The 11,819-nt window shown below is 62.3% G+C and carries 14 protein-coding genes; all 14 read left to right on the top strand.

What is annotated here, in order from left to right; genetic code table 11:
- Nucleotides 1-69: 69 nt before the first annotated feature.
- The 14 genes from secY (at nucleotide 70) to BMI87_RS12150 (ending at nucleotide 11,744) form a co-directional block, all read left to right on the top strand.
- Complete coding sequence (gene secY / locus BMI87_RS12215; protein WP_078521797.1) at nucleotides 70-1,440, top strand: preprotein translocase subunit SecY; 1,371 nt, start codon at nucleotides 70-72, stop codon at nucleotides 1,438-1,440.
- Nucleotides 1,441-1,470: 30 nt separating this feature from the next.
- On the top strand, nucleotides 1,471-2,121 hold the full coding sequence (locus tag BMI87_RS12210; RefSeq protein WP_078521795.1) for an adenylate kinase: 651 nt from the start codon (nucleotides 1,471-1,473) through the stop codon (nucleotides 2,119-2,121).
- A 184-nt stretch (nucleotides 2,122-2,305) separates the two neighbouring features.
- Nucleotides 2,306-2,674, top strand: coding sequence for a 30S ribosomal protein S13 (rpsM, locus tag BMI87_RS12205; RefSeq protein WP_078521793.1), 369 nt, complete (start codon nucleotides 2,306-2,308; stop codon nucleotides 2,672-2,674).
- 15 nt (nucleotides 2,675-2,689) lie between these two features.
- Entirely contained in the window at nucleotides 2,690-3,079 is a 390-nt protein-coding gene (gene rpsK, locus BMI87_RS12200) for a 30S ribosomal protein S11 (protein ID WP_078521791.1), read from the top strand.
- Between the two features lie 120 nt (nucleotides 3,080-3,199).
- Complete coding sequence (locus BMI87_RS12195) at nucleotides 3,200-4,216, top strand: DNA-directed RNA polymerase subunit alpha (RefSeq protein WP_078521790.1); 1,017 nt, start codon at nucleotides 3,200-3,202, stop codon at nucleotides 4,214-4,216.
- A 140-nt stretch (nucleotides 4,217-4,356) separates the two neighbouring features.
- A complete protein-coding gene (rplQ, locus tag BMI87_RS12190) occupies nucleotides 4,357-4,776 on the top strand; it encodes a 50S ribosomal protein L17 (protein WP_078521789.1) in 420 nt (139 codons plus the stop codon).
- A 245-nt stretch (nucleotides 4,777-5,021) separates the two neighbouring features.
- Nucleotides 5,022-5,633: an autoinducer binding domain-containing protein gene (locus BMI87_RS12185; RefSeq protein ID WP_078521787.1), complete on the top strand. Its 612-nt coding sequence runs from the start codon at nucleotides 5,022-5,024 to the stop codon at nucleotides 5,631-5,633.
- A 53-nt stretch (nucleotides 5,634-5,686) separates the two neighbouring features.
- Nucleotides 5,687-6,277 (top strand): acyl-homoserine-lactone synthase, encoded by a 591-nt coding sequence (locus tag BMI87_RS12180; protein WP_078521785.1) that lies wholly within the window; start codon nucleotides 5,687-5,689, stop codon nucleotides 6,275-6,277.
- Between the two features lie 86 nt (nucleotides 6,278-6,363).
- Nucleotides 6,364-7,680 carry a replication-associated recombination protein A gene (locus tag BMI87_RS12175; RefSeq protein WP_078521783.1) on the top strand — a complete coding sequence of 439 codons (1,317 nt, stop codon included), beginning with the start codon at nucleotides 6,364-6,366 and terminating at the stop codon, nucleotides 7,678-7,680.
- 44 nt (nucleotides 7,681-7,724) lie between these two features.
- The gene (gene crcB / locus BMI87_RS12170) at nucleotides 7,725-8,102 is read left to right on the top strand and encodes a fluoride efflux transporter CrcB (protein WP_078521781.1); all 378 of its coding nucleotides are present in this window, start codon (nucleotides 7,725-7,727) and stop codon (nucleotides 8,100-8,102) included.
- Nucleotides 8,099-9,139 carry an RluA family pseudouridine synthase gene (locus tag BMI87_RS12165; protein WP_078521779.1) on the top strand — a complete coding sequence of 347 codons (1,041 nt, stop codon included), beginning with the start codon at nucleotides 8,099-8,101 and terminating at the stop codon, nucleotides 9,137-9,139. The genes crcB and BMI87_RS12165 overlap by 4 nt, the downstream gene beginning before the upstream one ends.
- On the top strand, nucleotides 9,136-9,801 hold the full coding sequence (locus tag BMI87_RS12160) for an HAD-IA family hydrolase (protein ID WP_078521777.1): 666 nt from the start codon (nucleotides 9,136-9,138) through the stop codon (nucleotides 9,799-9,801). Before BMI87_RS12165 ends, BMI87_RS12160 begins: the two co-directional genes overlap by 4 nt.
- On the top strand, nucleotides 9,798-10,508 hold the full coding sequence (locus BMI87_RS12155) for an ATP12 family chaperone protein (protein ID WP_078521775.1): 711 nt from the start codon (nucleotides 9,798-9,800) through the stop codon (nucleotides 10,506-10,508). The genes BMI87_RS12160 and BMI87_RS12155 overlap by 4 nt, the downstream gene beginning before the upstream one ends.
- Before the next feature lie 219 nt (nucleotides 10,509-10,727).
- Complete coding sequence (locus tag BMI87_RS12150) at nucleotides 10,728-11,744, top strand: amino acid ABC transporter substrate-binding protein (RefSeq protein ID WP_078521773.1); 1,017 nt, start codon at nucleotides 10,728-10,730, stop codon at nucleotides 11,742-11,744.
- The last annotated feature ends 75 nt before the right edge of the window (nucleotides 11,745-11,819 follow it).

Genomic DNA, 11,819 nt, shown 5'->3' with positions numbered 1-11,819 from the left:
GCGAAGGTTTTCTAGGCGCCGCCGACCGGGAACCGGTTGGGCGGCGCTTTACATGAAAGAGACGAGCATATGGCATCTGCTGCAGAGCAAATGGCGGCGAACCTCAGCTGGGACGCCCTGGGCAAAGCCACCGAGCTGCGCCAGCGCATCTTCTTCACCATTGGTTTGCTGATCATCTACCGCCTCGGGACCTATATTCCGGTTCCGGGCATCGACGCGCAGGCACTGCGCGAATTCATGCAAAGCGCGGGCTCCGGCCTCGGCGGCGTGTTGTCGATGTTCACGGGCGGCGCGCTCGGCCGGATGGGCGTCTTCGCGCTCGGCATCATGCCCTACATCTCGGCCTCGATCATCATCCAGCTTCTGACCGCTCTGGTGCCCGCACTCGAGCAGATGAAGAAGGAAGGCGAACAGGGCCGCAAGAAGATCAACCAGATCACGCGCTATGCGACCGTGGCTCTGGCGACCTTCCAAGCATGGGGTCTGGCCGTCTCGCTCGAAAAGGGCGATCTGGCGCATGATCCGGGCCTGTTCTTCGTCGCTGCCGTGGTCATCACGCTCGTCGGCGGCACCATGTTCCTGATGTGGCTGGGTGAGCAGATCACCGCACGCGGCATCGGCAACGGCATTTCGCTGATCATTTTCGTCGGTATCGTCGCGGAAATCCCGGCGGCTCTGGCCCGCTTCCTCGAGCAGGGCCGCGCCGGTGCGATCTCCACTCCGGTGATCCTCGGGGTGATCCTGATGATCGCGATCGTGATCACCTTCGTCGTCTTCATGGAACGCGCGCTGCGCAAGATCCATATCCAGTATCCGCGCCGTCAGGTGGGGATGAAGGTCTATGACGGCGGTTCCAGCCACCTGCCGATCAAGGTGAACCCGGCGGGCGTCATCCCGGCGATCTTCGCCTCGTCGCTGCTGCTGCTGCCGACCACGATCGCGACCTTCTCGGGCCAGAACACCGGTCCGGTGATGTCGACGATCCTCGCCTATTTCGGTCCGGGTCAGCCGCTGTATCTGTTGTTCTACGTCGCGATGATCGTGTTCTTCGCCTACTTCTACACCGCGAACGTGTCGTTCAAATCGGACGAGGTCGCGGATAACCTGAAGAGCCAAGGCGGCTTCGTGCCCGGCATCCGTCCCGGCAAGAAGACCGAGGAATATCTCGACTACGTCGTCAGCCGCGTTCTCGTGATCGGTTCCGCCTATCTCGCCGCGGTCTGCCTTCTGCCCGAGATCCTGCGTTCGCAGCTGTCCATCCCGTTCTACTTCGGCGGCACCTCGGTTCTGATCGTGGTCACAGTGTCGATGGACACCATCAACCAAATTCAGTCGCATCTTCTGGCCCACCAATACGAGGGTCTGATCGAGCGCTCGCAGCTTCGCGGCCGTTCGGGCAAGAAGAAGAAGGGGCCGCGCAAGCCGCCCGCGCGCCGCTAAATCCGCCAAGCGTTTTCAGGGGGAGCCGACATGGCAAATATCATTCTTCTCGGCCCGCCCGGCGCGGGCAAGGGCACCCAGGCCCGCCGTCTCGTCGAAGAGCGCGGCATGGTCCAACTCTCCACCGGCGACATGCTGCGTGAAGCGAAGGACTCGGGCACCGAGATGGGCAATCTCGTCGCCGATGTCATGGCCAAGGGCCAGCTCGTGACCGACGAGATCGTCATCGGTCTGATCGAGGAAAAGCTCGCCGCCGGTGGCGAGGGCTTCATCTTCGACGGCTTCCCGCGCACGCTGGGACAGGCCGACGCTCTGGGCAAGCTGCTCGCCAAGATGGGCACCAAGCTCGACGCGGTGATCGAGATGCAGGTCGATGACGAAGCGCTCGTCGCCCGCATCACCGGTCGCTCGACCTGCGGTGGCTGCGGCGAAGTCTATCACGACCAGACCAAGCCCTGGCCCGCAGACGGCAAATGCGAAAAGTGCGGCAGCACCGACGTGAAGCGCCGCGCGGACGACAACGAAGACAGTCTGCGCACCCGGTTGATGGAGTATTACAAGAAGACTTCTCCGCTGATCGGCTACTACTACCACGCGGGCGATCTGTTCACGATCGACGGGCTGGCCGAAATCGAGACCGTGGCGACGTCGATCGCACGAATTCTCGATCAGCAAGAGTAATCGTAAATGAAGCCTTGACCCGGAGGGCGTTTACCTCTAGGTCACGGCGTCTCCGACGGGAATCGTTTCCGAGAAGGGAAGATTCTCGAGGGAGTTAATCGTGGGGTCCGAAGCGCCAGTTTCGGGCCTCGTGTTGTGAAAAAAGGGCCTGGGGTTACGGGCTCGCAACGAAAGGACACACGCTTTGGCACGTATTGCTGGCGTCAACATTCCGACCGGGAAACGCGTCCCGATCGCACTTACCTACATCACCGGGATCGGTCCTCACTCGGCTAAGCAGATCTGCGAAGCTACCGGTGTCGACGTGACCCGCCGCGTCAACGAGCTTTCGGATTCCGAAGTGCTCGCAATCCGCGAACATATCGACGCCAACTACACCGTCGAGGGCGACCTGCGCCGTGAAGTTCAGATGAACGTCAAGCGCCTGATGGATCTCGGCTGCTACCGTGGCCTGCGTCACCGTCGCAACCTGCCCGTGCGCGGTCAGCGCACCCATACGAATGCGCGTACGCGCAAAGGTCCGGCGAAACCCATCGCTGGCAAGAAGAAGTAAGGGGAGGCAGGACAAATGGCTCGTGATAAGGTTCGCGCTAAGCGCAAGGAACGCAAGAACATCGCCGCTGGCGTCGTTCATGTGAACTCCTCGTTCAACAATACCAAAATCCTGATCTCTGACGTGCAGGGCAACGCGATCTCGTGGTCGTCGGCTGGCACGATGGGCTTCAAGGGCTCGCGTAAGTCGACCCCCTACGCCGCTCAGATGGCTGCAGAAGATGCGGCCAAGAAGGCTCAGGATCACGGTCTGCGCACCGTGGACGTCGAAGTTCAGGGCCCCGGTTCGGGTCGTGAATCGGCGCTGCGCGCGCTGGCTGCGGTCGGTCTGACCGTCACCTCGATCCGTGACGTGACCCCGATCGCCCATAACGGCTGCCGCCCGCCGAAGCGTCGCCGCGTCTAATCAAGATTACGACGGTCGGGCCGTGCGGATTTCCCGTGCGGCCCGCCCGCATTTTTCGGTTTTATCCTCGGGCGTCCTCGACTTTGGGCATGGGTCTGGGACAGGTATGGAGGCAAACGCATGATCCACAAGAATTGGGCTGAACTCATCAAGCCGACGCAGCTTGAAATCAAGCCCGGCAACGACCCGCTGCGTCAGGCGACGATCGTCGCTGAACCGCTCGAGCGTGGCTTTGGCCTGACGCTCGGCAACGCGCTGCGCCGCGTGCTGCTCTCGTCGCTTCAGGGCGCCGCGATCACCAGCGTACAGATCGACAACGTGCTGCACGAGTTCTCCTCGGTCGCAGGCGTTCGTGAAGACGTGACCGACATCGTCCTGAACCTCAAGGGCGTGGCTCTGCGTATGGACGTTGAAGGTCCGAAGCGCCTCTCGATCTCGGCCAAGGGCCCGGGCGTCGTGACCGCTGGCGACATCACCGAGACCGCGGGCATCGAGATCCTGAACAAGGATCACGTGATCTGCCACCTCGACGATGGTGCCGACCTGTTCATGGAATTGACCGTGAATACCGGCAAGGGCTACGTCGCCGCCGACAAGAACCGTCCCGAGGATGCGCCGATTGGCCTGATCCCGGTCGACGCGATCTACTCGCCGGTCAAGAAAGTCGCCTACGAAGTGCAGCCGACCCGTGAAGGTCAGGTTCTGGACTATGACAAGCTGACCATGAAGGTCGAGACCGACGGTTCGCTCTCGGCCGAGGACGCGGTGGCTTTCGCTGCTCGCATCCTGCAGGACCAGCTGTCGATCTTCGTGAACTTCGAAGAGCCGGAATCGGCCGGCAAGCAGGACCAGGACGACGGTCTCGAGTTCAACCCGCTTCTGCTGAAGAAAGTGGACGAGCTGGAACTGTCCGTGCGTTCGGCGAACTGCCTGAAGAACGACAACATCGTCTACATCGGCGACCTGATCCAGAAGACCGAAGCCGAGATGCTCCGTACCCCGAACTTCGGCCGCAAGTCGCTGAACGAGATCAAGGAAGTGCTCTCGGGCATGGGCCTGCATCTCGGGATGGAAGTCGAAGATTGGCCGCCGGAGAACATCGAAGATCTGGCCAAGCGTTTCGAAGACCAGTTCTGATTGACGAATTGAGGGGCGTTGGTTAAACGCCCCTCCAATGCCCGGACTGCCGGGGACGATCTGGGTCACAAGACCCCAAGGTGAGCCGGTGACACGCATCGCTGGCCTGACAAAGCAAAACGCAAGATTGGAGATAGACAATGCGTCACGCACGTGGCTACCGCCGCCTCAACCGTACCCATGAGCACCGCAAGGCGCTCTTCGCCAATATGGCCGGCTCGCTGATCGAGCACGAGCAGATCAAGACGACCCTGCCGAAGGCGAAAGAACTGCGCCCGGTCATCGAGAAGCTGATCACGCTCGCCAAGCGCGGTGATCTGCACGCACGCCGTCAGGCGGCCTCGCAGCTCAAGCAGGACCAGTATGTCGCGAAACTCTTCGACATCCTCGGCCCGCGCTACAAGGACCGTCAGGGCGGCTACGTTCGCATTATGAAAGCCGGTTTCCGTTACGGCGACATGGCTCCGATGGCGATCATCGAATTCGTCGAGCGCGATCTGGACGCAAAAGGTGCGGCGGATAAGGCACGCGTCGAAGCCGAAGAGGCTGCCGAGGATTGATCCTCGCGACCGATTTCCCTGCGAAATCAATGAGAATTGCGAAATCCCGCCTATTAGGCGGGATTTTCTTATTTCCGCCTGCATTTTCCCGCATTTCTCACGCAAAAGGTTATTGCGCAGATGATGCGCATTCGCGAGTGTAAGCGCGTGGGCGGGTAGGGACGTAATGTCACTGTCGGAGCGAACTCCGCACGGCGCGAACACTTTTAAGTTGACCGGGTTAATTCCAAACTGTCTAAAAAGATATGTCGATACAGAGCAGAATCGATTTGAAACTTCGTGACTTGGATCGTTTAGCTCCAAGCGGTTATTTTGTTGGACTGCATATTCGTTTTACGGCGCCTTTGATGACGTTCCAGACTTACGACAAAGCCTGGCTCGATCATTATACCGCAAACGGCTATGTGCTCCGTGACCCTATGACTGCTTGGGGGTTTAGCGAGACCGGCTCAATCCGGTGGAGCGACCCGCGGTTACCCGATCCTTTCCGTCTCTTCGATGAGGCCAAACACTATGGTCTGATCTACGGGGCGACAGTCTCATGCGGCCCGATCCGGTCCCGTACTATCGCAAGCATGGCGCGCGATGATCGGGAATTCGACCTACCCGAGATCGAGACCTTTGAGCTTATCGTGCGTGAATTGCACGACATGACTCAACCGCCTGAGGAACTCACGAGAGCTCAGATCGAAGCCCTGCGCTGTGTTGCTGGGGGTGACCGACACGCGGCGGCGGCCGCGAAACTTGGGATTTCGGAAAGCGCGCTCAAGGCGCGGCTGAATTCTGCGCGCGCAAGACTGATGGCTCGGACGACCGCCGAAGCTATTCAGCGCGCAAAGGATTTCCGTCTGTTATAGTGTTGTTGACCCTCCGCACGGCTGTACTGTGACTAACCCTGCAGGAGGAAGACATGCAGACCACTACGCTTTCGTTCACCAATTTTCATAATCACGGTGAGCTATTCGCAAACATGCTGCGCGCCAGGCGCGAGCTCTTCATTGTCCAGAACAAATGGGACCTCCCAGAAGCGATGGGCATGGAATATGACCAGTATGACACCCCTGCGAGCCGCTGGGTGGTGGTCCATGACGAGTTGGGCAAGGTATTGGCAGGCAACCGCCTGACGCCCACGACGGCGACCTGCGGGATTTACAGCTACATGATCCGCGATGCGCAGCGGGGGCTGCTCGCGACGATCCCGTCCAATCTTCTCTATGACGAAGCTCCGGTCAGCGAGACCGTCTGGGAAAGCTCGCGTCTCTTCGTGTCCCATGACGTTCCGATGGCGATGCGCCGCAAGGTTCATGCGCGTCTCGTGCAGGAAATCGGCAACTCGGCGCGTGAGCTTGGCGCCAGCTCTGCCCTTACCCTTCTGAACGCGAATTGGCCGCGTTGGGCGGGTCGGGTTGGCGTGGACATGACTGCGATGGGCCCGGTGATGGAAATCGACGGGATCAAGAACCAGGTCGTATCGATGAACTTCTCCCAGAACCTTCATTAAAGGGATGGGAAAGATTAGAGCCCCCGTGCGCCCCACACGCGCGGGGGCTTTTCGTTGGCGGAGCTAGACACTAGGTTCACGCCATCATGGCCGACCTATTCGACACGCCCCCCGATCCCAACGCGCCCGCGCCCGAAGCGCCGCGCCCGCTCGCTGATCGCATCCGCCCGAAAACTCTGGGTGAGGTGATCGGTCAGGAACAGGTGCTTGGCCCCGATGGGCCTCTGGGGGCGATGCTGGCGGCAGGCTCGCTCGGATCGCTGATCCTCTGGGGGCCGCCGGGGGTCGGCAAGACCACCATCGCGCGACTGCTGGCCGATGCCTCAGATCGCGCCTTCGTCCAGATTTCCGCAATCTTCACCGGCGTGCCGGAACTGCGCAAAGTCTTCGAGGCCGCCAAGCTGCGGCGCGGGCAGGGCAGGGGCACGCTCCTCTTCGTCGACGAGATCCACCGCTTCAACAAGGCGCAGCAGGACAGCTTCCTGCCGCATATGGAAGACGGCACGATCATGCTGGTGGGCGCCACCACCGAGAACCCGAGCTTCGAGCTGAACGCCGCTGTGCTCAGCCGGGCGCAGGTCATGGTGCTGGAGCGGCTCGATCTCGCCGATCTCGAACGCCTCGCACAGCGCGCCGAGAAGGCGCTCGATCGTCCACTGCCGCTCAGTGGCAAAGCGCGCGAGGCGCTGCTGGAAATGGCCGACGGCGACGGCCGCGCGCTTCTCAACCTGATCGAGCAGGTCGCGGCGTGGAAAGTCACCGGCACGCTCGACACCGACCAGCTCTCGACCCGGCTGATGCGCCGTGCGGCGAAATACGACAAATCCGGCGATGAGCATTACAACCTGATCTCGGCACTCCATAAATCCGTGCGCGGTTCGGACCCCGACGCCGCGCTCTATTGGTTTGCGCGGATGCTGGAGGGCGGCGAGGACCCGCGCTATCTCGCGCGGCGCTTCGTGCGCATGGCGGTCGAGGATATCGGGCTGGCCGACCCGCAGGCCCAGACCCATGCGCTTCATGCGTGGGAAATCTACGAGCGCATCGGTTCGCCCGAGGGCGAGCTGGCACTGGCGCAGACGGTGATCTACCTCGCGCTCGCCCCGAAATCCAACGCAGGTTACGTCGCCTATAAGGGCGCGCGGGCGCAGGCGCAGAAGACCGGATCGGAGCCGCCGCCCAAACATATCCTCAACGCTCCGACCAAGCTGATGTCCGAACAGGGCTACGGCGCGGGCTATGCATATGACCATGACGCCGAGGACGGCTTCTCGGGTCAGAACTATTTCCCCGACACGATGAAGCGCCCGGTCCTCTACCAGCCCGTCGAGCGTGGCTTCGAGCGCGAGTTGAAAAAGCGGGTCGACTGGTTTGCCAAGCTGCGTGAACAGCGCAAATCTTGACATTCAGGCCTGTGACCGCTCTTAGGGCGCCAAAGGAGACAGCGATGCTTTCTACGATTTTGCAGGTCGCGCTAGGCGGCGCGATGGGTGCATCGGGGCGCTACCTCGTTGGCGTCGGAATGATGCGCAGCTTTGGCGCGCAGCCTTTCCCGCTGGGCGTCATCACGGTGAATATCCTCGGCTCGTTCCTGATGGGCGCGCTCGTGGTGTTCCTCGGTGACAAGCAGCTGACCCATTGGAACGCCTTTCTCGCGACCGGCTTTCTCGGCGGCTTCACCACTTTCTCCTCTTTCTCGCTCGAAGCGTATCGCTTGATCGAGAAAGGCGATGTCACATTGGCAGTCAGCTATATCGGACTGTCGGTCGGCGCGGGGCTTCTTGGCCTCGTCGCGGGCGTTCTATTGATGAGGGCCATGCTATGAGCGGCGTCCAGCATATCACCGTCACCGAGGACGAGGGCGAACAGCGCCTCGACCGGTTCCTGAAAAAGCATTTCCCGCATCTGTCCCAAGGCATGATCGAGAAGTTCTGTCGCAAGGGCGATCTGCGCGTGGACAAGGGTCGGGTGAAGGCCAATTCGCGCGTCGCGCCGGGGCAGGAAATCCGCGTGCCGCCGATCCCCGATTCCGCGCCCGCGCCGAGGACCGAGGGCATCTCGGAGGAGGATGCGAAATTCATCCAGAGCTGCGTGCTTTGGAAGGATGAGCATATCATCGCGCTCAACAAGCCGCCGGGGCTGCCCTCGCAGGGCGGCTCGGGGCAAGGCAACCGCCATGTCGACGGGCTGAGCGAGGCGCTGAAATTCGGCTACAAGGACAAGCCGAAGCTGGTTCATCGCTTGGACAAGGACACGTCCGGCGTTCTGCTGCTCGCGCGCACCGACCGCGTCGCGCGCCGCCTGTCCGAGGCGTTCCGCGGCAAGACCACCCGCAAGATCTATTGGGCGGCCGTCGCAGGCGCGCCCGAGCCGAAGACCGGCACGATCCGCTTCGGTCTGGTGAAAGCGCCGGGTCACGGGCGCGGCGGCGAGGGCGAGAAGATGATCTGCATCCATCCCGCCAAGGTCGACAAGACTGAAGGCGCCAAGCGGGCCACGACCGATTACTTCACGCTCCACATCCTCGGTCAGCGAGTGAGCTGGGTCGCACTGGTGCCGATCACCGGGCGCACCCACCAGCTGCGCGCGCATATGGCCGAGATCGGCAGCCCGATCATCGGCGACGGCAAATATGGCGGTTCGAGCCAGGAAAACATGGGCGACGGCTGGGGTGCGCAACTGGGCGGCGAGATTTCCCGCAAGCTGCACCTGCATGCCCGTCAGATCAGCTTCGACCATCCGATCAGCGGCAAGCGTATCACGCTAACCGCGCCGCTGCCCGAGCACATGAAGCGGACCTGGGACCTGCTGGATTGGCACGAAAAAGACGTGCCCGCCGACCCGTTCGAGGATCTGAAATGAAGCTCGCGATCTTCGACGTCGATGGCACGATCTCGGACAGCCAGAACCACATCACCCACGCGATGACGATCGGGTTCGAGGCGGCAGGTCTGCCAGCCCCGCCGGCCTCTGCGGTCCTCCAGATCGTGGGTCTGTCGCTGCCGCTCGCGGTGGCGCGGCTTGCGCCGGAGCACGATGCCGAGACGCAGGCGCGCATCGTCGAGGGCTACAAACAAAGCTACAAGACCGCGCGCGCGGCCTCGCCCGCGCCGCTCTATCCCAGGGCAGAGGCGCTGCTGCGCAAGCTCGCCGCGCGCGACGACATGCTTCTGGCGGTCGCCACCGGCAAGTCCCGCCGCGGCCTGCGCGCGCTGATCGAGCATCACGGTCTGGAAGGTCTCTTCGTCAGCCAGCAGACCGCCGACGATCACCCCTCGAAGCCGCACCCGTCGATGATTGGCGCGGCGTTGAGCGAGGCGGGCGTGGACGCGCGCGACGCGGTGATGATCGGCGATACCAGCTTCGATATCGAGATGGGCCGCAGCGCGGGCGTCGCGACCATCGGCGTGCGCTGGGGCTACCACGCGCCGCACCTGCTCGAAGCGGCGGGCGCGCATCAGATGGTCGATGATTTCGACGGGCTGGAAACGACACTTCTGGATCTGTGGGAGATGAGCGCATGAGCGAATGGGCGGCGAAGCGGTTCTGGAAAGAAACCACCGTCACCGAGCACCCCGAGGGGTTCGGCGTGGCGCTGGACGGGCGTGCGGTGAAGACGCCGGCGAAAGCCGCGCTGACCGTGCCGACCCGCGCCTATGCCGAGGCCATCGCGGCCGAATGGGACGCGCAGGACGGCGCGATCAAACCCCATACGATGCCCGTCACCCGCTCTGCCAATGCGGCGATCGACAAAGTGGCGCATCAGCATCCCGAAGTCGTCACCCATGTCTGCGAATTCGGCGGCACCGATCTTCTGTGCTACCGCGCCGAGGCTCCGACGGAACTGGTCGAGCTTCAGGCCGCGAAATGGGACCCGCTGCTGGAATGGGCGGCGCAAACCTATGGCGCGGAGCTGAAGGTCACGACGGGCATCCTGCCGGTCGATCAGCCTGCCGACCATCTGGCGCGGCTGGAGGCGGAGGTGGCGAACCTCGACCCCTTTGCGCTGGCGGCTCTGCATGATCTCGTGGGCATCACGGGCTCCCTTGTGCTGGGGCTGGCCGTCACCCGCGGCAGGCTCTCGGCCGAGGAAGCATGGGAGATTTCGCGGCTCGACGAGGACTGGCAAATCGCTCAATGGGGCGACGACGAAGAGGCGGCGGAGATCGCTGCACACAAGCGCGAGGCGCTGTGTGACGCGGCTCGAATCTGGACGCTCACCGAAAGGTGACCGCCGCGGATTCTCACGCCGCTTATTGACCTGCCAAAAGCATCATCACTTGCTGACGATTTACGCAGGGGCCCTCACGAATTCCGGAAACTAGCCTTGACCTTCTTTGATCGGATGGACCAAACTTTCGTTACTCCGTGTCATGGAGACACGATCGACCAGGTCCGTGAGGGACCAAGAACCGCTCTGTCAGAGCGGCGACAACAGGAAGAGGTAAAAATGAAGAAATCCGTCTTTTTCGGCGCGCTGACGGCTGCGACGCTGACTGCCGGTCTGGCTGGCGCGGCCACGCTCGATGACGTGAAATCGCGCGGAGAGCTGATCTGCGGCGTGAACACCGGTCTCGTGGGCTTCGCCGCGCCGGATGCCAACGGTAACTGGTCCGGCTTCGACGTCGCGGTCTGCCAGGCCGTCGCCGCCGCTGTGCTGGGCGACCCCTCGAAGGTTAAATACGTCCCCACCTCGGGCCAGACGCGCTTCACCGCGCTCGGTTCGGGCGAAGTGGACCTGCTCGCACGCAACACCACCTGGACTTTCTCGCGCGACACCGACCTGAAGCTTCAGTTCACCGCGACCAACTACTACGACGGTCAGGGCTTCATGGTCCGCAAGGATTCGGGCGTGACCTCGGCCAAGGAACTCGACGGTGCGTCGATCTGTATCCAGACCGGTACCACGACCGAGCTGAACCTCGCCGACTACTTCAAGGCCAACAACATGTCCTATCAGCCGATCACGGTTGATTCGAACGCCGAAGGCGAACAGCAGTTCCTCGCCGGCGCTTGTGACGCCTACACGACCGACGCGTCGGGCCTCGCAGCCACCCGCGCCGCTTTCGCGAACCCTTCCGACTACGTGATCCTGCCGGAAATCATCTCGAAAGAGCCGCTGGCTCCGGCCGTCCGTCAGGGCGACGATCAGTGGACCGACATCGTCCGCTGGACCGTCTTCGCGCTGATCGGCGCTGAAGAATATGGCGTGACCTCGGCCAATATCGACGAGCTGGCCAAAGGCACCGACAACCCGGAAGTCAACCGCCTGCTCGGCACCGAGGGTGACCTCGGCGCGATGATCGGCCTCGACAAGGATTGGGCCGTCAAAGCCATCAAGGCCAACGGCAACTACGGTGAAATCTTCGCCGCGACCATTGGCGAGCAGACCCCGATCGGTCTGGCCCGTGGCCTGAACGCTCAGTGGACCCAAGGCGGTCTGATGTACGCTCCTCCCTTCCGCTAAGAAGGGCCCGGCAGGGGCGCGGTTCAATCCGCGCCCCTGTTCCGTTTTCAAGAGACCGTGCGTAGGGGAGACATC

Origin of the sequence: Thioclava sp. F28-4, from assembly GCF_002020045.1 — a bacterium.
Taxonomy (GTDB): Bacteria; Pseudomonadota; Alphaproteobacteria; order Rhodobacterales; family Rhodobacteraceae; genus Thioclava; species Thioclava sediminum.
This window is presented reverse-complemented; position numbering and strand designations above follow the sequence as displayed.